The 20107-nt window shown below is 60.1% G+C and carries 18 protein-coding genes; 9 read left to right on the top strand and 9 right to left on the bottom strand.

What is annotated here, in order from left to right; all coding sequences use genetic code 11:
• Positions 1 to 124 precede the first annotated feature (124 nt).
• The 7 genes from KUIN1_RS00915 to rimA all read right to left on the bottom strand — a co-directional run bounded on the left by KUIN1_RS00915 (position 125) and on the right by rimA (position 7959).
• Positions 125 to 2971, bottom strand: a complete 2847-nt coding sequence (locus tag KUIN1_RS00915; protein ID WP_116829342.1) for a class I adenylate cyclase — start codon at positions 2969 to 2971, stop codon at positions 125 to 127.
• A 182-nt stretch (positions 2972 to 3153) separates the two neighbouring features.
• Positions 3154 to 3402, bottom strand: a complete 249-nt coding sequence (locus KUIN1_RS00910; RefSeq protein WP_003344490.1) for a TIGR02647 family protein — start codon at positions 3400 to 3402, stop codon at positions 3154 to 3156.
• 216 nt (positions 3403 to 3618) lie between these two features.
• Positions 3619 to 3903 (bottom strand): hypothetical protein, encoded by a 285-nt coding sequence (locus tag KUIN1_RS00905; protein WP_152091784.1) that lies wholly within the window; start codon positions 3901 to 3903, stop codon positions 3619 to 3621.
• Between the two features lie 90 nt (positions 3904 to 3993).
• Positions 3994 to 5325: a glutamate/aspartate:proton symporter GltP gene (gltP, locus tag KUIN1_RS00900; RefSeq protein WP_003401762.1), complete on the bottom strand. Its 1332-nt coding sequence runs from the start codon at positions 5323 to 5325 to the stop codon at positions 3994 to 3996.
• 456 nt (positions 5326 to 5781) lie between these two features.
• A complete protein-coding gene (gene rimK, locus KUIN1_RS00895) occupies positions 5782 to 6687 on the bottom strand; it encodes a 30S ribosomal protein S6--L-glutamate ligase (RefSeq protein ID WP_003401760.1) in 906 nt (301 codons plus the stop codon).
• Positions 6684 to 7160 (bottom strand): retropepsin-like aspartic endopeptidase RimB, encoded by a 477-nt coding sequence (gene rimB, locus KUIN1_RS00890; protein ID WP_003401758.1) that lies wholly within the window; start codon positions 7158 to 7160, stop codon positions 6684 to 6686. Before rimB ends, rimK begins: the two co-directional genes overlap by 4 nt.
• A gap of 16 nt (positions 7161 to 7176) precedes the next feature.
• The gene (gene rimA, locus KUIN1_RS00885) at positions 7177 to 7959 is read right to left on the bottom strand and encodes a S6 modification regulatory phosphodiesterase RimA (RefSeq protein ID WP_003401743.1); all 783 of its coding nucleotides are present in this window, start codon (positions 7957 to 7959) and stop codon (positions 7177 to 7179) included.
• 167 nt (positions 7960 to 8126) lie between these two features.
• Between rimA and KUIN1_RS00880 the strand changes: the two genes are divergently transcribed.
• From KUIN1_RS00880 to KUIN1_RS00865, 4 genes are all read left to right on the top strand, one after another.
• A complete protein-coding gene (locus KUIN1_RS00880; protein WP_152091783.1) occupies positions 8127 to 8534 on the top strand; it encodes an RNA-binding S4 domain-containing protein in 408 nt (135 codons plus the stop codon).
• A gap of 177 nt (positions 8535 to 8711) precedes the next feature.
• Entirely contained in the window at positions 8712 to 9614 is a 903-nt protein-coding gene (gene hslO, locus KUIN1_RS00875; protein ID WP_024660787.1) for an Hsp33 family molecular chaperone HslO, read from the top strand.
• Between the two features lie 179 nt (positions 9615 to 9793).
• On the top strand, positions 9794 to 11326 hold the full coding sequence (locus KUIN1_RS00870) for a phosphoenolpyruvate carboxykinase (protein WP_152091782.1): 1533 nt from the start codon (positions 9794 to 9796) through the stop codon (positions 11324 to 11326).
• A 131-nt stretch (positions 11327 to 11457) separates the two neighbouring features.
• Positions 11458 to 11958: a GNAT family N-acetyltransferase gene (locus KUIN1_RS00865; protein ID WP_172980029.1), complete on the top strand. Its 501-nt coding sequence runs from the start codon at positions 11458 to 11460 to the stop codon at positions 11956 to 11958.
• Positions 11959 to 12098: 140 nt separating this feature from the next.
• Here the strand turns inward: KUIN1_RS00865 and KUIN1_RS00860 are convergent, their stop codons facing one another.
• The gene (locus KUIN1_RS00860; RefSeq protein WP_058822451.1) at positions 12099 to 12812 is read right to left on the bottom strand and encodes a cupin domain-containing protein; all 714 of its coding nucleotides are present in this window, start codon (positions 12810 to 12812) and stop codon (positions 12099 to 12101) included.
• Between the two features lie 298 nt (positions 12813 to 13110).
• On the bottom strand, positions 13111 to 13968 hold the full coding sequence (locus KUIN1_RS00850; RefSeq protein WP_152091780.1) for a GNAT family N-acetyltransferase: 858 nt from the start codon (positions 13966 to 13968) through the stop codon (positions 13111 to 13113).
• A gap of 534 nt (positions 13969 to 14502) precedes the next feature.
• Here KUIN1_RS00850 and KUIN1_RS00840 point away from each other — a divergent pair.
• From KUIN1_RS00840 to KUIN1_RS00820, 5 genes are all read left to right on the top strand, one after another.
• Positions 14503 to 15171, top strand: coding sequence for a haloacid dehalogenase type II (locus KUIN1_RS00840; RefSeq protein ID WP_003401723.1), 669 nt, complete (start codon positions 14503 to 14505; stop codon positions 15169 to 15171).
• A 66-nt stretch (positions 15172 to 15237) separates the two neighbouring features.
• Positions 15238 to 16512 (top strand): NAD(P)/FAD-dependent oxidoreductase, encoded by a 1275-nt coding sequence (locus tag KUIN1_RS00835; protein ID WP_103359492.1) that lies wholly within the window; start codon positions 15238 to 15240, stop codon positions 16510 to 16512.
• 93 nt (positions 16513 to 16605) lie between these two features.
• Positions 16606 to 18243, top strand: coding sequence for an ABC transporter substrate-binding protein (locus KUIN1_RS00830; RefSeq protein WP_003401719.1), 1638 nt, complete (start codon positions 16606 to 16608; stop codon positions 18241 to 18243).
• A 31-nt stretch (positions 18244 to 18274) separates the two neighbouring features.
• The gene (locus KUIN1_RS00825; protein WP_024652122.1) at positions 18275 to 19231 is read left to right on the top strand and encodes an ABC transporter permease; all 957 of its coding nucleotides are present in this window, start codon (positions 18275 to 18277) and stop codon (positions 19229 to 19231) included.
• Positions 19228 to 20106 (top strand): ABC transporter permease, encoded by an 879-nt coding sequence (locus KUIN1_RS00820; RefSeq protein ID WP_011266231.1) that lies wholly within the window; start codon positions 19228 to 19230, stop codon positions 20104 to 20106. Before KUIN1_RS00825 ends, KUIN1_RS00820 begins: the two co-directional genes overlap by 4 nt.
• The last annotated feature ends 1 nt before the right edge of the window (position 20107 follow it).

The following is a 20107-nucleotide window of genomic DNA, read 5'->3' as shown; positions in this document are numbered from 1 at the left end:
CGCCGCATCCGCAGAGCGCTTCCGCATTCAAGAGCGGACGCAGAGCGTCCGGAACTGCATTCCCAAGCGGAGCGTGAGGAGCGATAGGCGCACCAGAGAACACCTATCGTGCCAATGCAGCAGGTCAGGCCTGATCCATCGCCTCGTTCAGCAGCTTTTCCAGTTCGGCCTTGTGGCGCAGGAAGAGGATGCTTTGCCCGTGCTTGCCGTCCAGCAGCCCGGACAGGTCCAGGTCGGTGATGTAACAGCGGTAGCGCTGAAGCTCCAGGCGTTTGCCGAGGATTTGCTGCGCGACGGCGGCGTACAGTCGATCGCCGTATTCCAGTTCGGAAAACTCGCTGTTGTCGCAGTACAGGGTGGCGTTCGGTTGCCCTGGCGAGGTTTCCTCGATGATTGCCTGTACGTCGTAAAACGCCTTGTCCGCTGCAGTCGGCGCCGGTCGATGCTCGACACGTCGGGCAGGCCCTGCGCCGGAGGGCAGCATCTGATAGTAAAGGGTTTCCAGCGTAACCGGCGCGGACGGATCATCCAGCGGTAATGAGGCGCCCCGGCGATAAACCAGCGCGTGAAGAAAGCGCTGCAGCGGCACCAGCAGGCTTTGTTCATCGTGATACGGCAGACGCTGATGCCAGAGCGAATTGTGTTCATCGAGCACGTACAGGTCAGCGTCCGGCTCGTTGACCCGGTAGAACACCTGAATGCATTCCGGCTGGCCAAGCGGCAGGATCAGGGCCAGATCGTGGTCATCGAGTGCCTGCGGGTCCAGGTGCAAGGGGCTGTACGACGACAGCTCTTCACCCAGGTACTTGAACAACCCCGGCAGACTGTTGACCACCACATGACCGATCTGACCCGGCTTCATCTCCAGCACGTGATACTGCTGCTGCACCTGAATCAGGTAACGGTGATTGAGCCGCCTCTCCAGCAACAACCGCGCCGTGCCGATCAGCTCTTCAACACGCTGGGCAATGGCGGGCGCGCGGTTATGGCAGAAGCAGCGCACGTGAATCTGCGGCTGTTTACCGCGCTGCGGCAGGCTGCCGAGCAGTTCGCTCATGCAGTCGAGCAGGGCGTGCGGGCCGTCGTAGCGGCTGACCAGTGTTTCGTTCCAGGTATTGAGGGTGATCTGGTCCAGCGTCAGCACCAGATTTTCCCGGACACCCGCGTAGCTGAGCGAGTCGGTGCGCTCGGTGGTCATCAGAATATTGAGGTCGCGATGATGGCTGAGCGGATCGACGCCGACATTGATCAACAACAGTATCTCACTGGGCGTGCTGGGCATCAGCAACGCCTCATCGCTGACCTCGGGCAGTGGCAGCTGAATGCTCTGCTGCAAGGCGCCCATCAGGTTGAACAGCTCGAACTCGCTCAGGTCACTGGCGCCCGGGTGCAATGCCACACGGGTGGTGCTGTCGATCACGGTATTGCGATGGCACCAGGTCAGCAACTCAAGCAATTCACGGCTGCGTTTGAGCGGTGAGAAATTCGGCCACTCGTGAATGCCCAGATTGCCGTTGTACAAGGCCCACTGGTGCTTGCCGGGCTCGCGCTTGTCGGGGGAGTGCACCAGCGTCAGCGTATCTTCGGCAAGGTCAGGGGCGATGCCCGGGTTGATGAACTCGACCTTGCCCGCCTTGCGTTCAAAAGCCGCATACAGACGCCGACCCAGAATGGTCAGGTCGCGAGTGTTGAGGGCGTCGGCAGTGCTTTGCGTTTTGGCGAAGCGGCTCTGAAAGCGATAGCTGTAATTCAGCTCGTTGACCAGCGCGCGGCGCTCGCCCGCCACCTGGCGGACTTTCCACTGGCTGCGGCTGTCGAGCAGCGCCAGTTGACGCTCATCCCAACCCCACTCCGTCGTCAGGCGTTCCAGCAGTTGGCGCTGCCAACCGACGTTGCGCTGGCGGGTCGACCCGGTGAGCTTCTTGTTGACCTTCAGGTACAGGCTGCGGCGCACCAGTTCCAGGCGCTCCGGCTCGTTGCGTGCCTGCAGATGCTCCTCGATGCGCCGGTACACGACCACATAGGGGTCAAGCTCATCCGGGTCCAGCTGATTGGCGAACACCGCTTGCTTGAAACGCAGGCTCAGGCACTGCACGCGGGGATGCTCGCTGGAATAGACCTCGATCAACAGCAGCTTGAGCACAGACTTGTAGGGCGACTCGATGCCTTTGAACAACTGCCATAATCCGGCACCGATAAACTCGGCCGGGGGAATGTGCGACATCGGGCCGAGGTCGAGCACCTCACTGGCGCGAATGAAGCGCTTGCTCAGCAGGGTGTGGGTGTAATCCTCATAGTTCTGCTCTTCATAGACCGGCACCAGCCACCACATCGGGGTGCGCCCGGCGAGCCAGATAGCGGTCCGATAGAACTCGTCGAGCAACAGGTAATGCTGGGTAGTCCCGCAATCGTCCGAGCTGAGCTGCGAATCGCGCTCACCGCTCTTGAAACGCTGCGGGTCGATCAGAAAAAAATGCGCCTCTGCGCCCATCGTCGCCGCCCAGGCTTCAAGTGCCTGGCATTTCTTGCGCAGTTCGGCGATGGCCTCCGGCTCCAGCTCGCTGTCGTGGCAGACCCAGACATCCATATCGCTTTGTTCAGCCTGGGCCAGCGTGCCGAGGCTGCCCATCAGAAACAGGCCATGAATCGGCTGGGGCGGGTTGCCGTGCCGGGCCTTGTAGGAAAAGGAGCGCGTCAGCCGCTGCGCCTCGACCAGGGCCAGTGTGTCCGGTTCGTAATGCGAGACACCGGCAGGCGTGCTGCCGGAAACATAACCGGGCAACAGCGGATGGTTGACGTGAAAGAACAGCGGCAGCAGGGTCAACACGCTCTGCTGGCGGGTCGACATACCTTCCAGCGCACGCGCGTACCGCCCGTCATTGAGCGACAGGAAACGGTTACGCAACTGGCTGAGAACCTTGCGGTCGATGCCCTCATCCAGGTCGGGGCGAATTTCAGGATTACGCGTCATCGCAACTCAAGGCATCTGGCCTGTGCAGGCGTGGAATTACCGAGAAAGATGGCGGAGAAGGTTTGCAGCCGAGAGAAGCGGATTCGGTCGGATGGTTATTCTGGCGCCAACGTCCTGTATCGACTGGCGCTCGGATAAGTGAAGGGCCTGCCACGCTTTTTTGTGCGCAGGCCCTGCGACATTCAGGCGGCTTGCCTGGAGACGTTGAGGATGGTCAGCAAGGATTGGGCATGCTGGGCGGCCTCGAGCCCGAGGCTGGTCAGGTAACCGCCATCGACCTGGGTCGTCAGTCCTTTATCGAAGAGTCTTTGTGCGGCTGCAACGGCCGTGGGCGCCGCTACATGGTGGACTTTGAGGCCTTCCTGGGTGTTTCCCAGATTGAACAGTGCAAGGATTTCCAGTTCGGCAACCAACTCAGGGGTATACGACATAGGTACTCCAGACTTTTTGTAGTAATACGACCTCGCCGGCTGGCGGGTGTGCTCTGGAATCGACGTGTCCGATCTGCGCTCGTCGGTTCTGGATGACCGTTAAAGCCGGTTTGGCGTGTGGCCCCGGAGGATCAAGCGGCAGCGGGGCATTTGCAGTGTAGTCAGCGTCTGAAGTGTTTACAGCATATATCTTGCTGGCCTGCTCTGACCGCAGGATCACTTTTCCGGCGGCAGGTCGGGCAGGTCGGGCAGGGCGCGCAGCGCTGCTTCATACCATTGCGTGTCGAACGGACGGTCCTGCTCCAGCAAGGCATCGATCTCGATGGCCAACACATGCGCCATCATTTCAAGAATATCTTCACGCTCATAGTTCACCAGGGTCAGCATGTTGAACACCGCTCTGGCTGCGGGCGGGTTACCGGCTTCGATCTGGTTTTCGATAGCTTCGATCAGCGTCGAGGCAGCAAAGTCTTCTTCGTCATTATCGATGTCGTCGGTCATGGTCACTCCTCAGGTAAGGCAGGCAGTCTAACCGGCGACCTGAAAACAACAAACCCCGGAGGTCCGGGGCTTGTCAGCACATAGCGAAGATCAGTCCGCCGTCGGTTGCCCCATCGGCACGGGCTCTTTGCTGCGCCAGTGCGGCAGGGAGTTCCAGTAGCGCTCGCCCTTGGCATCGTCATACATGCCTTCCCAGCGCGAGATAACCAGCACTGCCAGCGCATTGCCGATCACGTTCAAAGCGGTACGCGCCATGTCCATGATGCGGTCGACACCGGCGATGAACGCCAGGCCTTCCAGTGGAATACCGGCGCTGCCCAGGGTCGCCAGCAGCACCACGAAGGAAACCCCCGGTACGCCCGCGATGCCTTTGGAGGTGACCATCAGGGTCAGCACCAGCATCAATTGCGCGCCAATCGACAGGTCGATGCCGTACAACTGAGCGATGAAGATGGCTGCGATGCTCTGATAGAGCGTCGAACCGTCAAGGTTGAACGAGTAGCCCGTGGGCACCACGAAACTGCAAATCGCCTTCGGTGCGCCATAGGCTTCCATCTTCTGGATCACCCGTGGCAGCACGGTTTCAGAGCTGGCCGTGGAGTAGGACAGAATCAGCTCGTCCTTGAAGATACGCATCAGCCTGATGACCGAAAAGCCGAATGCACGAGCGATCAGCCCCAGCACCACGAAGGCGAAGAAGGCGATGGCCACGTAAACCAGAATCACCAGCTTGGCGAGCGGCAGCAGGGAGGCGAAGCCGAAGTTGGCGACAGTCACCGCAATCAGGGCAAACACACCAATCGGCGCGTAGTTCATGATCATGTGAGTGACCTTGAACATGGTCTCCGAGACGCCCTGAAACAGCTTCACCAGCGGCTCACGGACCTCGGCTTGCAGACTGGAAAGCCCCAGGCCAAACAACACCGAAAAGAAGATGATCGGCAGCATCTCGCCACGCGCCATGGCGGCGAAGATGTTGGACGGGATCAGGTTGAGAATGGTCGCGATAAACGCGTGATCGTGCTGAACTTCAGCCGTAGTCTGCTGATACTTGGAGATATCGACGGTGCCCAGTGTGCTCATGTCGATGCCGGTGCCCGGATGGAACACGTTGGCCAGCACCAGCCCCACCAGAATCGCGATAGTGGTCACGACTTCAAAATAGAGAATGGTCTTGAGACCGATACGTCCCAGCTTCTTGGCATCGCCCACGCCCGCAATGCCGACGATCAGCGAGGCGACAACGATAGGGATAACGATCATCTTGATCAGACGAATGAAGATATCGCCTGCGGGCTGCAGGATGTTGGTGATCCACCAGGCCTTTTCTGCGCTGAAATGATTGAGTAGCGCCCCCACAGCGATACCCAGTACCAGTCCGATCAGAATCTGCCAGGCCAGACTCAGCTTTGCCTTCTTCATATTATTACCCTTGTTCAAAGTGGCTTGGGCAAGTCCAAAACCCGTGCACCGAGCATGCTTTTTCACAGCAGTTTCGAGGCAGGAGCTCCCTTTGGAAATGTCCCGAGAAGGTCACCGCAGACGAGCATCCCAGCTCTGTAGCAGGCGAAAAAAGTCGCAACTATTCCCATGGCGCGCGTATACGTCTAATGCCGTAAACGACTACCTCATGCATGATCGGCATACAAATACGGGAGAAATGTGTTGATTTATGTAGCGCGGGAGGATGGCTATTCGGCGCGAAGCTGGCTATTACGTCGCCTTAGGCGGAACGGAGGGATGCGGGACTAATGCCGGGATACTGCGACGAGGACTCGACTGGCAGGCCTGTTTACCTGATGTACGGTAGCTGAATGCCCTGGCCGGCGTCCGCAGACGCGATGCCAGCCAGAGCCATTGAAACGGGTGTGAATCCCGTCAGCCTTTTCCTTTGGTGCGGGTCATGTGCGGGCCGCTGTTTTTCTCCAGGTACCCGATGATCATCCCGGCCACGTCCTTGCTGGTGGTCACTTCAATGCCTTCCAGGCCAGGCGAAGAGTTGACCTCCATCACCAAAGGACCGTGATTGGAACGCAGGATATCCACACCCGCCACGCTCAGCCCCATGACCTTGGCTGCACGCAATGCAGTCATGCGTTCTTCAGGCGTGATTTTGATCAGGCTGGCGCTGCCACCGCGGTGCAGGTTGGAGCGGAACTCGCCCGGTTTGGCCTGACGTTTCATCGAGGCGATAACCTTGTCACCGACCACAAAGCAGCGAATGTCGGCACCGCCTGCTTCCTTGATGTATTCCTGAACCATGATGTCCTGCTTGAGGCCCATGAAGGCTTCGATCACCGATTCGGCCGCCGTGGCCGTTTCGCACAACACCACGCCGATCCCCTGAGTGCCTTCGAGCACCTTGATGACCAGCGGCGCGCCGTTGACCATCTGGATCAGGTCGGGAATGTCGTCGGGCGAGTGAGCGAAACCGGTGACCGGCAAGCCGATCCCCCGGCGTGACAGGAGTTGCAGCGAACGCAGCTTGTCCCGCGAGCGGGCAATGGCGACCGATTCATTGAGCGGAAACACGCCCATCATTTCAAACTGACGCAACACCGCACAGCCATAGAAAGTCACCGAAGCACCGATACGCGGGATCACCGCATCGAAGCCCTCCAGAGGTTTGCCGCGGTAGTGGATCTGCGGCTTGTGGCTGGCGATGTTCATATAGGCGCGCAGGGTGTCGATCACCACCATCTCATGGCCACGCTCGATGCCAGCTTCGACCAGACGACGGGTGGAATACAGACGCGGATTACGCGAAAGCACAGCGATCTTCATGCAACACCTGAGGAAGTAGAGGCCGGGAACACCGGCTTGTCTTGTACGTAAGTTATGCCCGGATTGACCACCAGCTGGCCGTCAATCAGAGCCTTGGAACCCAGCAGCAGTCGATAGCGCATCGACTTGCGGCAGGCCAGTGTGAATTCCACCGGCCAGATACGATCACCCAGGGCCAGCGTGGTGCGAATGACATAACGCACCTGCGCCTGACCGTTGGAGCTTTTAATGGTTTTCATGGCAACCAGTTGCGCTTCGCAGCGACGATGCCGCAACTGAACCACCGTGCCCAGATGCGCGTTGAAGCGCACCCATTTCTGGCCATTGCGTTCAAAAGGTTCGATTTCCGTGGCATGCAGACTCGACGTGCTCGCACCGGTATCGATTTTTGCCCGCAGGCCTGCCACCCCCAGGTCGGGGAGCGCCACCCACTCGCGCAGGCCGATGACTGTCAGATGATCGAATGTCTTCAATGCGATTCCGTACTTCTCAAGACTTCTGCCAGGCCTCGGGGGCTACCTGAGCCAGGGCTTTGAATGCGGGTTTGGCGAACAGATAGCCTTGCATCAGGGATATGCCGCAATCTGCCAGAAAATCCCGCTCTTCAATATGTTCGATACCTTCTGCGATGACTTTAATCCCCAAGTCCGAACACATTGTGACAACCGCGCGAACAATCGCCTGACGCGCGCGATTGCGATGAACATCGCGAACCAGGTTCATGTCGAGTTTGATCAGGTCGGGTTGAAAATCGGCCAGCAGCGTCAGGCCTGAATACCCGGCGCCGAAGTCATCGATGGCGGTCATGAAGCCGAACTCCCGGTACTCGCGCAGGATATTGCTCAAATGGCCTTTGCTGCACACATGTTCGCTTTCGATGGTCTCGAAAATCAACCGCTCGATGGGAAAGTCATGCCGCTTGGCCGCTTCCAGCGTGCTGCGGATACACAGCTCGGGACGATACACGGCATTTGGCAGAAAGTTGATCGATAAACGCTCGGTCATGCCCAGTTTCGCAGCGCCGGCGATGGCCGTGGTCCGGCAGGTCTGATCGAAGCGATAGCGGTTCTGGTCGGTGACCTGACTCAGGACTGACATTGCGCCCTCGCCATTCGGGCCCCGGACCAGCGCTTCATGAGCAAAGATCGACTGGTCGTGCAGGTTGACGATGGGTTGATAGGCATAATCAAACGAAAAGCCCAGTTCCGGACTGCCGGTGCAGCCCTCACACCCCTTTTTGGGGGCGGTCAACGAAGTTGGAAAGTCTGTCACATCGCACTCCATGTGAGGTCAGGGCCATAAAATGACGAATAGCGGATTTTGACAAGCAAGGATCGGTTACTTCATGTTCTTGATAGCGACAGATCAGCAACGGCAGGCCGTCACGTTTCCTCATTAGCCGGATAACGTTCAGACTGCCATACGGATGAGGAATTCAAATGGCACAAAAGATGGAAGAAGACGATAAGGTCCGCCTGGATAAGTGGCTGTGGGCTGCGCGCTTTTTCAAAACACGTGCGCTGGCCAAAGCGGCTATCGAAAGCGGCAAGGTGCACTGTCGCGGCGAGCGTTGCAAGCCCAGCAAGGAGCCGCGTATCGGTGACGAGTTCCAGATTCGCATGGGTTTCGACGACCGCACCGTAGTGGTCGAGGCGCTGTCCATCGTTCGGCGTGGAGCGCCGGAGGCACAGACGCTGTATCACGAGACACCCGAGAGCATCGCCAGGCGCGAGAATGCCGCGGCTCAGCGCAAGGCCGGCAACCTGGGTGTGACCACTGACGGAAAGCCGACCAAGAAGCAACGCCGGGAGCTTTTCGGCTTCCGCGCCAGCCACAACAACGACTGAAACACAGCACCGGGCAGCTCCGGCTATCAGTCCGACGTGCCATCCAGCTTGGAAGCGCACCGCATAGCTCCTAAAATGCCGGTCAATCCGCATGGCCCACGGCGCTTTCGAGTGCCGGACGGCGCTTTTTCAGCCGCGTGCCATCCATTGTCATTACTTCAGATACCTTGCCTACCTATGCATGATTTCCCGGACATCGATTTCACCCAACGCTTCATCTTCGACGAAAGCGACGTTCGCGGAGAACTGGTCGCCCTGGAGCGCAGCTACGCCGAAGTGCTCGCCAAGCACCCCTACCCGGAGCCGGTCGCGCAGTTGCTTGGCGAACTGATGGCGGCTGCCGCGCTGCTCGTCGGCACCCTCAAATTCGACGGCCTGCTGATCCTGCAGGCACGCTCCAGTGGCGCAGTGCCGTTGCTGATGGTCGAGTGCTCCAGCGAGCGTGAACTGCGTGGCATTGCCCGTTATGACGAGGCACTGGTCACAGCAGGCGCAGGTCTGCAGGACCTGATGCCCGATGGCTCGCTGGCATTGACCATCGACCCGAACAAGGGCAAGCGCTATCAGGGCATCGTTGCCCTCGACGGCGTCGACCTGTCGGAAAGCCTCTCCAACTATTTCGTGATGTCCGAACAGCTGGGCACGCGTTTCTGGCTCAAGGCCGACGGTCATCGCGCCCGCGGTCTGTTGCTGCAACAGCTGCCCATCGCGCAGATCACCGATCCGGAAGAGCGCGACGCCAGCTGGGAGCACGTCATCACCCTGGCCAACACCCTCACGGCCGAGGAAATGCTCGGGCTGGACAACCAGACCATCCTGCATCGCCTGTATCACGAAGACCCGGTTCGCCTGTTCGACGAGCAGCCCATCTGCTTTCGCTGCAGTTGCTCGCGTGAGCGCTCGGCCAATGCGCTGGCCAGCCTTGGGCTGGAGGACGCGCAGCAACTGGTTATCGAGCACAACGGCACGATCGAGATCGACTGCCAGTTCTGCAACCAACGCTATCTGTTCGATGCCACTGACGTCGCGCAGCTGTTTGCTGGCGGCGGTGTCGATTCGCCATCTGACACGCGCCATTAACGATCGCGTAAAGGGCCTCAGAAAACGGTGTGGGCCCCTGTAATGCTGTTCTGACAGGAGGGTCCTACCATTTCCGGGCATTTCTGGCATAATCCGGCCCACTTTTACGCTGTAGTAGTGGTTGTTTTTTTACTACAAAACCGTTTGGAGCACTCGGCCACAGGCCGACGGGGAACCTCATGACGCAAACCAACAACGCTGTGTACACCGATCTGAGCACCGACGAACTGGTCAAGGAAGCCCTTGCCCGCAAAGAAGGCGTACTTTCCGATACTGGCGCACTGGTTGTGGAGACAGGCCATCGTACTGGCCGTTCGCCGGTCGATCGTTTCATCGTTGAAGAGCCGAGCACTCAGGACGCCATCGCCTGGGGCCCGATCAACCGCAAGTTCCCGGCCGAGAAATTCGACGCCCTGTGGAACCGTGTCGGCGCGTACCTCGCCGAGCGCGAGCGCTTCGTTTCTCACGTTCATGTAGGCTCCGATCCTGCGCACTACCTGCCAGTCAAGATGACCACCGAGACTGCGTGGCACAATCTGTTCGGCCGTTGCCTGTTCATCAACCCTGAACAGTACAACCCGGCTGGCAAGGACGAGTGGGAAATCCAGAACGCGCCATGGTTCGTCTGCGACCCTGAGCGTGACGGCACCAACTCCGACGGCACCGTGATCATCAACTTTGCAGCCCGCAAGGTGCTGATCGCCGGCATGCGTTATGCCGGCGAAATGAAGAAAGCCATGTTCTCGGTGCAGAACTTCCTGCTCCCGGCGTCCGACGTTCTGCCGATGCACTGCGCGGCCAACATGGGCGAAGAGGGCGATGTAACCCTGTTCTTCGGTCTGTCCGGCACCGGCAAGACCACCCTGTCCGCCGACGAAAGCCGTTACCTGATCGGTGACGACGAACACGGCTGGGGCGAAGGCGTGGTGTTCAACATCGAAGGCGGTTGCTATGCCAAGTGCATCGACCTGTCCGAGAAGAACGAGCCGGTCATCTGGAAAGCCATCCAGCACGGCGCCGTACTGGAAAACGTCGTACTCGACCCGGTCACCAAAAAAGCCGACTACGCCGACAGCAGCCTGACCCAGAACAGCCGTGCGGCCTACCCGCGCGAACTGATCGAAAAACGCGCACCGAAAAACCTCGGTGGCGAGCCGAACGCCGTTATCTTCCTGACCGGCGTACTGCCGCCTGTGTCGATCCTCAGCGAAGAACAGGCCGCCTACCACTTCCTGTCGGGTTACACCGCACTGGTCGGCTCGACTGAAATGGGTTCGGGTTCGGGCATCAAGTCCACCTTCTCCACCTGCTTCGGCGCACCGTTCTTCCCGCGTCCGGCTGGCGAATACGCTGAACTGCTGATCAAGCGAATCCGCGGCTTCAAATCCAAGGTCTACCTGGTCAACACCGGCTGGACCGGCGGTGGCTACGGCGTCGGCAAGCGCTTCAACATCCCGACCACCCGTGGCGTGATCGCAGCGATCCAGAGCGGCGCACTGATCGGTGCCGAAACCGAACACCTCGACACCATCAACCTCGACGTACCGAAGTCGGTACCCGGCGTCGATACCGGCCTGCTCAACCCACGCAACACCTGGGCTGACAAGGCTGCCTACGACGAAGCGGCAAAAGCACTGGCTGGCCTGTTCGTGGAGAACTTCAAGAAGTTCGACGTGAGCGACGCCATCAAGGCTGCGGGTCCGAAGTTGTAATTAAACATCTTCAGGGTCACACGCCCGTGTGACCCTCGAAAATGCTCAAGCAAACGCCTCGACTTGTCGGGGCGTTTGCTTGTCTGGAATACTGATTTCCACTGAGGACGATGGCCAGGAGGAGGTGTGTTGTGGGCGTAAACGGGATTCAGATACGGCGTTTCGTGCCGAGCGACGAGTCAGGTGTATCGGCGATGATTCTGCCGATCCAGCGTGAAGAGTTCGGTATTCCCATCACCGCCGAAGACCAGCCTGACCTGAAAGCGATTCCGGACTTTTACCAGACCGGCACAGGGGATTTCTGGGTCGCTGTACAAGACGATCAGGTCATCGGCAGCATCGGCCTCAGGGACATCGGCGCAGGGCAGGCAGCACTGCGCAAGATGTTTATCGCCGCCCCGTTTCGCGGCAGGGAACTCTCCGTTGCAGCCAGACTGCTCGAGCGCCTGATCGAGGAATCAACCCGCAAGGGCGTTAGCGAAGTTTTCCTGGGCACGACCGACAAATTTCACGCTGCGCATCGTTTCTATGAAAAGCACGGCTTTCGGGAGATCACCAAAGAAGATCTGCCAGCGAGCTTTCCGTTGATCGCGGTGGACAGCAAGTTCTACGTGCTGGGCTTGAAAGAATAATGTAGCGGGCGAGAAGCATCACCAGTGTTTGGGTGCTTCTGCCGGTTTCGTTGTATTCATCCACATAGCGTTTTCCCATCGCTCCATTCCAGGCTCCATGCTGAATAGAGTCGTCGGGCGAAGCAGCACGTCGTTCTACTTCACGTCACCGCATAAAACTTGCGCACATACGCCGTACTGGTCCACTTGCAGGGCGCGCCCTGTGCGACGAATACGGTATCGCCGGTATTCACGGTCAGGCGCGGGCCGTTTTCCAGGCTCAGCTCGACGCTGCCTTCGATCAGGTTCATCAGTTCATGGATCTTGTGCGGCCGCGAGATGCGTTCGTAGGGGGTGGAGTCCCACACGCCGATGCGCAGGGTGCTGGCGCTGTCTTCGAAGAGGTTGTTGCTGCGGCATTGCGGCAACGCGCTGATCATGATCGCCGGGTCTGGTGGTGAAGATGGCGTGAGCATGGCCAGGCGGTCGAGCGCGGTGATGCCGGGTTTGTCTGGCCCGCTGGCCTGGGTGGACGCGCAGAAAGCCCAGAGGCTGTCCGGTTGCGCGTCGATACGTACTTGAGTGCCGCGACCGATCACTGCACTTTCACCGGTCTTGATCGTGAGGCTCTCGGTACCGGAGGTCAGGGTGACGGACCCGCGATGCATCACCAGCATTTCGGTGTAGGGGTAGGCTGCCACTGACAGCGACGTGCCGAAGTGCACGAGGCCGGCCGCAATGCCCTGACCATCGATGAACGCCGTGCGGCGGTCATTATCGAACGGGTCATGCGCATCGATGGGGCCAGTGGTGAATTCGGTGTCTACCGGGCTGAGGTCAGCGCGGGCCAATAGCAAAACAGTGGGTCGGGGCATCGGGTCGGGCTCCTGAAGTTGAAGCGTTGATGATCGTTGCCACGCGCCGGACTCAGCGTTATACACAAATCCGCTTTTGCTTCTGGCCGGAGGCCGTAGGAGCGAACTTGTTCGCGAAAGGGCCGGTATGATCGCCTGTCTTCGCGAACAAGTTCGCTCCTACGCCCTGCGGGCAGAAGCCTGAAAAGCACGTATTCGGGGCTCTCCAAGACTTATGTATAACGATGAGCGCTCTGCGTGGTAATGCATGTCGTGACGCTCTGCGAGAGCATTGGCACGATGAGGTGCTTACGGGCGATCAGCCGATCGCCTGGGTAATCAGCGCAAACTGGCGCACGCCCTGGCTGGCTTGCGGGACTGCACCCATGCTCATGCAGGTCACGCTGTCGACGCGCTTGAGGCCGGCTTTCTCCAGCCAGTCGGCCAGGCCGCTGTCGGTCGGGATGTCGATACGTACGAAGGCATAAGGCACGCGGGCCAGCAGTTGCTCGATCATGTGCCTGGCCTGGTCAACGCTCTGGGCCACCACAGGGCCGATGCACAGGCCGCGGCCGAACGGACGCAGCAGGGCAAAGGCCTGCAACTGGCCGTCGCGCTCGATGCCGACGGCGTGCTCAAGGTTGTTCAGCACATCGCCGAGCGTCACCGAGCGGTCCATGCCCGAACCGGCGTTGGCCAGTTCCAGCACGCGAGGGTGGTCAGCCTCGCTCAGCCCGCGGCAACGTTCCTGTGCCTTCAATTCGGTCGTGCCGGTCGGTTGCGCCTGCCCCTGACGCTGCTGGATCTCGCCAAAACTGACAAACCCCATCTTCGCGTAAAGCGGCGCACCCGCCAGCGTGGCGTTGAGGACCGCCGTGCGCGGCGCGACGCAGCCGACCGCCAGTTCCATCAGCTTGCGACCAATGCCCTTGCCCTGGTAATCGTCACTGACGATCACCAGACCGATGGTGGAAAACTCGCCCTGATGACAGGCGAAGGCACTGCCGATCAACCGCCCGTTGTGTACCGCGACGAAGCCTTGGGCGACACGTTGCAGCATGGCCCAGTCTTCAAGTCGATGCGGCCACTTCAAGGCGACGGATAACTCATGAGCGTTGCCGACGTCGGCGACGGTCATGGGGCGAAATTCAAAGTCGGGGCGTTGCTGAGCGAGCATGACGTGTCTCCGTCCAGAAGGATGCACAGGCAATAAAAGGATGCGTCAGGCGTGTTGTATCCCACCTGCTGCGGGCGGTGACAAGAGGGCTGCGCGCATTCGGCAGATTCCACAAAGCGCCGCTCGCCAGACCACAGTTACTGCTTAAATCGGCCGGGCCTCCGGCAGCAAATGCTTAGGGTTTTTACCCCGTGTTCAAGCTCTTTATATAGCTGCCGGCATTTGTCGCCAGCCAAGCACTGGCGCGGCGCAGTTTCTGCGGCGCAAACCCGCGTGTTTGAGCCCGAGCGCCCTGAAAAGGGTCATAAAAGCGCCGAAAACCGGGCTCTGCCCAAGGCTGGAGCGCCCCGCAAAGTCTGCTGAGCGCGCACCTCAAAACGGTGGTTTCTATCAAGCAGCCATCACTTTTAACGCCATCTGCTGATTTCACGGTGTTGTAATGAGGTTGTGCTGCAGCGTGCATCACCGCCCCTGAACATCAGGCCGGACTGCTCGTCATGCCATGACCTCAACGAACTTTCAGGACCGCACACAATGAGCTTTCTTCGACCAAAATTCATTACGTTCGACTGCTACGGCACGTTGACCAATTTCCACATGGGCACCATGACGCGCGAGCTGTTTGCCGACCGCGTTGCGGCTGAACAGATGGATCAGTTCGTCAAGGATTTTTCGGCGTATCGTCTGGATCAGGTCATGGGTGACTGGATGCCATACGACGAAATCCTCAAGGTTGCACTGGCGCGCACCTGCAAGCGCTGGAACGTTGAATACCGCGAAGAAGGCCAACTGTATTACGACGCTGTGCCGACCTGGGGCCCACACGCCGATGTGCCCGCCGGCCTGTCGAAAATCGCCGACAAGATCCCGCTGGTGATTTTCTCCAACGCCAGCGACAGTCAGATCATGTCCAACGTCGAAAAGCTCGGCGCGCCATTCCACAAGGTGTTCACCGCTGAACAGGCCCAAGCCTACAAACCGCGTCTGGCTGCTTTCGAATTCATGCTCGACAACCTGGGTTGCGGCCCGGAAGACATCTTGCATGTGTCTTCAAGCTTCCGTTACGACCTGTTCTCGGCGCATGACATGAAGATCAGGAACAAGGCATTCGTGGCGCGTGGTCATGAGCAGCCGGCCAACAGCAGCTTCGAATACCACCAGATTCCCGATATCGGCGGACTGGCCGGGCTGGTCGGCCTGTAAACCAGGCAACCCGCGTGACACCGGCATTTTTCAAGGTGCTCTTCGATGAGTGACAAGGGGAACGAGATGCGCAGTGAGTCTTACTGGCTCGATACGGCTCCAGGCTTTACCGGCGCACAGGACGGCGCAGTGGAGGGGCAGGCTGACGTGGTAGTGGTCGGTGGCGGTTTCACCGGCCTTGCGGCGGCGCGTGCATTGGCCTTGAAAGGTGCCAGCGTGGTGGTTCTGGAAGCGGGCCGGGTGATCGGCGAAGCGTCGGGCCGCAATGGCGGACAGTGCAATACCGGCGTGGCTCAGGACTATGCGTCGTTGAGCGCAACCCTGGGTGCCGATCAGGCACGCGAGTATTACAAGGCTTACGAAAGTGCGGTGCAAAGCGTCGTGAGCGTGATCGACGAGGAACACATCGCCTGCGACATCAAGCGTAACGGCAAGCTCAAGCTGGCGGCCAAGCCAGGGCATTACGAAGGACTGGCGCGCACCTGCGAGCTGATCCGCCGTGAAGTCGATGCTGACGTCGAGCTGCTGTCCGCTCAGGACCTGCGCGCTGAAATCGATTCGAACGAGTTTCACGGTGGCCTGCTGCAGCGCAACGGCATACAGATGCATGTCGGACGCTTCGGTCTGGGTCTCGCCGACGCAGCAGTGCGCCATGGCACAAGGGTGTATCAGAACGCGACGGTAAAGGACTGGAAAGCCAACCGTGGCGGCTTTGTGGTCAACACCTCGAAAGGCTCGATCCAGGCCGGACAGCTGATGTTGGCGACCGGTGCCTGCCAGCATGGCGGGCTGGGCTGGTATCGCCGGCGCATCGTGCCGGTCGGCAGCTTCGTCATCGTCACGGAAGTGTTGCCGCAAGCGCTGATCGACCAACTGTTCCCCCACCAGCGCGCTTACGTGACCAGCCGTTTGATCGGCAACTATTTCCGCCTCACGCCGGACAACCGCCTGCTGTTCGGCGGGCGCGCGCGCTTCGCCATGTCCAACAGCAGCTCCGACGCCAAGAGCGGCAAGGTGTTGCAGGCGGCCATGGTGCAGATGTTTCCGCAACTGGCACACGTCAAGGTCGACTACTGCTGGGGCGGGCTGGTGGACATGACCTCCGACCGTCTGCCACGTGCAGGCGAACACAACGGGGTCTTCTACTCGATGGGTTACAGCGGCCACGGTGTACAGATGTCGGTGCACATGGGGCGGATGATGGCCGAAGTCATGGAAGGCAAGGCACAGGCCAATCCCTGGAAGGACCTGAGCTGGCCAGCCATTCCCGGCCATTTCGGCAAGCCATGGTTTCTGCCGCTGGTAGGCGCGTATTACCGCTATCAGGACAGCCGCCACTGAGTGTTTGTCTGACCGTCGTCGTGTGTGCTTGAAGGACGCTCCGGCCAACCGTGAGCAATTCGGAATTTCCCCTTTTCGACAGGTAGAACTGATATGACTGACAAAAAAAACGACTCCACGTTGATCACAGGTGAAGACAGCCTGCGGGTTTTCGAAGGACTCAATCGCGGTCTGTCACGTCGCGATGCGCTACGCATGCTGGGCGTTGCAGGTGTGGTCGCGGCCGGCTCCACCAGCCTGTTCGGCGCGGCCGGTAAGGTGTTTGCCGATGACGCGGATGCCCCTGTCAAAGGCAAGCCGGGCGGCCGTATCCGGGTCGCCGGCATGTCCAGTTCTACCGCCGATACGCTGGATCCGGCCAAGGGCGCGCTGTCTACCGATTACGTGCGTCACTTCATGTTCTACAACGGCCTGACCCGTTTCGACAGCCATCTGGTGCCGCACATGGAGCTGGCCGAGAAGATCGAAAGCGACAACGCCACGGTTTGGACAGTGACCCTGCGCCAGGGCGTGACCTTCCACAACGGCAAGGCGCTGACCGCTGGCGACGTGGTGTTCTCCCTGTCGCGCCACAAGGACCCGGCCACCGGCTCGAAAGTCCTGCCATTGATGGCGCAGTTTTCCGAGATCAAAGCCACCGGCCCGCTGGAAGTGCAGATCACCCTCAGCTCGCCAAACGCCGAGCTGCCGTCGATCCTCGCGGTTTCGCACCTGCTGATCGTGCCCGAAGGCACCACCGATTTCAGCAAAGGCATCGGTACCGGGCCGTTCACCGTCAAGGAATTCAACCCTGGCGTGCGCTCGGTCAGTGCGCGCAACCCCAACTACTGGAAACCGGGCCTGCCGTACCTGGACGAAATCGAATTCATCGCCATCGCCGACGAACCCTCGCGGGTCAACGCGCTGCTCTCCGGCGACGTACACATGATCAACGAGGTCAACCCGCGCTCCACCACGCGTATTGCCGCCAGCGCCAAACACCGCGTGGTCGATGCACCGTCCGGCAACTACACCGACCTGATCATTCGTCAGGACCAGATGCCCGGCAAGAGCCCGGAATTCACCGAGGCCATGAAGTACCTGCTGGACCGTGAACAGGTCAAATCGGCGGTGTTCCGTGGCTACGCCCGCGTCGGTAACGACCATCCAATCTCGCCAGGCTCGCGCTACTTCAACGCGGACCTGCCACAGCGCGCCTACGACCCGGAAAAAGCCAAATTCCTGCTCAAAAAAGCCGGCATGGAAAAGATCACCATGGCCGTGGCGGCATCGCCTGCTGCCACCGGCTCGGTGGACATCGCCGTGCTGCTGCAACAGTCCGCCAAACAGGCCGGTCTGACCCTCAACGTCAACCGTCTGCCAAGCGACGGCTACTGGTCCAACCACTGGATGAAGCACCCGCTGAGCTTCGGCAACATCAACCCGCGCCCGAACGCCGACGTGATCTTCTCGCAGTTCTTCCAGTCCACAGCGCCGTGGAATGAATCCGGCTGGAAAAACGACCAGTTCGACCAACTGCTGTTGCTGGCCCGTGGCGAAACCGACGATGCCAAGCGCGGCAAAATGTATGGCGACATGCAGGCTCTGGTCAGCCAGAACTGCGGCATCGGCATCCCTGTGTTCATCAGCAACATCGACGGTGTGGACAAGCGTATCCAGGGCTATTCCAGCAACCCGCTGGGCGGCTTCATGGGTTACATGTTCAGCGAGCAGGTGTGGCTGGACGCGTAAATGAAACGCTGAACCGAGCAGGAGGACGCAGATGAATAGCAACACACTCTGGTTGATCGTGCAGCGCTTCGGCGCAGCGATCGTGACGTTGTTGATCGTTTCCATCGTGGTCTTCGCCATAACGGCGGTGTTGCCTGGAGACGCCGCACAACAGGCCCTTGGGCAATTCGCGACGCCTGAACAGGTCGCGGCACTGCGTACCCAACTGGGCCTCGATCAGCCAGGTGTGGTGCGTTATCTGCATTGGTTGACCAACCTGCTCGGCGGCAACCTCGGCGAATCGGTCTCCAACGCGATGCCGGTCTCGGAGCTGATTGCCGGACGTTTCCCGAAAACCCTGATGCTGTCGGCCACCACCGCGCTGGTATCGGTGCCAGTAGCGCTGGCACTGGGGATTGGCGCAGCGATGTACCGCGGCAGTCGCCTGGATGGCGCGCTGAATTTCATCACCCTGTCACTGGTCGCCGTGCCCGAGTTTCTGGTGGCGACGCTGGCGGTGCTGATTTTCGCCGTCAATCTGGGCTGGCTGTCGGCGCTGTCCTATGGTGCCGATGTCAGCTCGCCGTGGCAGTTCATGCGTACTTACGCGTTGCCAGTGATGACCCTGTGCTGCGTGATCGTGGCGCAGATGGCGCGCATGACCCGCGCTGCGGTCATCGACCAGCTGGACAGCCCGTATGTGGAAATGGCGCGCCTCAAGGGCGTCAGCCCGGTGCGTATCGTATTGCGCCATGCCTTGCCGAACGCCATCGGGCCGATCGTCAACGCCGTGGCACTGAGCCTGTCGTACCTGCTCGGCGGCGTCGTCATCGTCGAGACCATCTTCAACTATCCCGGCATCGCCAGCCTGATGGTCGATGCCGTGACCAACCGTGACATGGCCCTGGTGCAGGGCTGCACGATGCTGTTCTGCTCCGCTTACCTTGGGTTGGTGCTGATGGCCGACCTGTGTGCAATTCTTTCCAATCCGAGGCTGAGAACCCAATGACTCAATTCATTGCGAAATCGACGCCCGCAGCGCCGCAACCGGTGCTTCGCAAAAAAGCGTCCCTCCCGACCTCATGGCTTGGCCTGCTGGGCGCTACGGTGTGCTTCATCTGGTTGATGGTCGCCCTGTTCGGCCCCTGGCTGGCACCGCATCCGGTGGGCGAAGTGGTCTCCGACAACATGTTCGAAAACATGAGCGCAGCCTATCCGTTCGGTACGGACTACCTGGGCCGCGACATGCTCAGCCGCGTGCTGGTCGGCGCGCGCTTCACCGTCGGCCTGGCATTGATTTCTGCCGTGCTGGCCAGCGGCATCGGCACCCTGTGCGCGCTGCTGTCGGTGGTCGCGCCAAAATGGCTGGACGAAATCATCAGCCGCCTGATGGACGCGTTCATCTCGATCCCCAGCAAAATGCTGGCGCTGATCATGGTCTCGGCGTTCGGCTCGTCCGAGGTGCTGCTGATCTGCACGGCGGTGCTCAGCTACACCCCAGGCGCGTTTCGCATCGCGCGCAGCCTGGCGGTGAACATCGAGGCGCTGGAGTACGTGCAAGTGGCGCGCACACGCGGCGAGGGCCGTATCTACATTGCCTGCCGGGAAATCCTGCCGAACATGCTCAACCCGGTCATGACCGACCTGGGCCTGCGCTTCGGCTTCATCGTCCTGCTGCTCAGCGGCATGAGCTTTCTGGGGCTCGGTGTACAACCGCCTGACGCCGATCTTGGCTCGCTGGTCCGCGAGAACATCGGCGGGCTCAGCCAGGGCGCGCCGGCCATCGTGATCCCGGCCCTGGCCATCGGCACCCTGACCATCGGCGTGAACCTGCTCATCGACCGCCTGGCCTCGCGGCGCGGTCGTCGTTCGGGAGGGCATTGAG

Source organism: Pseudomonas sp. KUIN-1, from assembly GCF_009176725.1.
Classification (GTDB): Bacteria; Pseudomonadota; Gammaproteobacteria; order Pseudomonadales; family Pseudomonadaceae; genus Aquipseudomonas; species Aquipseudomonas fragariae.
The sequence above is the reverse complement of the archived record's forward strand: the minus strand, read 5'-3'. Positions and strand labels throughout refer to the sequence as shown.

Bases quoted from the DNA above. Each gene is read 5' to 3' on its own strand.
- KUIN1_RS00905 (WP_152091784.1), bottom strand. From the start codon at position 3,903: ATGACCGACGACATCGATAATGACGAAGAAGACTTTGCTGCCTCGACG.
- KUIN1_RS00850 (WP_152091780.1), bottom strand. From the start codon at position 13,968: ATGCTCGCTCAGCAACGCCCCGACTTTGAATTTCGCCCCATGACCGTC.
- KUIN1_RS00880 (WP_152091783.1), top strand. From the start codon at position 8,127: ATGGCACAAAAGATGGAAGAAGACGATAAGGTCCGCCTGGATAAGTGG.
- KUIN1_RS00910 (WP_003344490.1), bottom strand. From the start codon at position 3,402: ATGTCGTATACCCCTGAGTTGGTTGCCGAACTGGAAATCCTTGCACTG.
- KUIN1_RS00820 (WP_011266231.1), top strand. From the start codon at position 19,228: ATGACTCAATTCATTGCGAAATCGACGCCCGCAGCGCCGCAACCGGTG.
- rimK (WP_003401760.1), bottom strand. From the start codon at position 6,687: ATGAAGATCGCTGTGCTTTCGCGTAATCCGCGTCTGTATTCCACCCGT.
- KUIN1_RS00835 (WP_103359492.1), top strand. From the start codon at position 15,238: ATGCGCAGTGAGTCTTACTGGCTCGATACGGCTCCAGGCTTTACCGGC.
- KUIN1_RS00860 (WP_058822451.1), bottom strand. From the start codon at position 12,812: ATGCCCCGACCCACTGTTTTGCTATTGGCCCGCGCTGACCTCAGCCCG.
- hslO (WP_024660787.1), top strand. From the start codon at position 8,712: ATGCATGATTTCCCGGACATCGATTTCACCCAACGCTTCATCTTCGAC.
- KUIN1_RS00825 (WP_024652122.1), top strand. From the start codon at position 18,275: ATGAATAGCAACACACTCTGGTTGATCGTGCAGCGCTTCGGCGCAGCG.
- KUIN1_RS00915 (WP_116829342.1), bottom strand. From the start codon at position 2,971: ATGACGCGTAATCCTGAAATTCGCCCCGACCTGGATGAGGGCATCGAC.
- KUIN1_RS00840 (WP_003401723.1), top strand. From the start codon at position 14,503: ATGAGCTTTCTTCGACCAAAATTCATTACGTTCGACTGCTACGGCACG.
- KUIN1_RS00870 (WP_152091782.1), top strand. From the start codon at position 9,794: ATGACGCAAACCAACAACGCTGTGTACACCGATCTGAGCACCGACGAA.
- gltP (WP_003401762.1), bottom strand. From the start codon at position 5,325: ATGAAGAAGGCAAAGCTGAGTCTGGCCTGGCAGATTCTGATCGGACTG.
- KUIN1_RS00830 (WP_003401719.1), top strand. From the start codon at position 16,606: ATGACTGACAAAAAAAACGACTCCACGTTGATCACAGGTGAAGACAGC.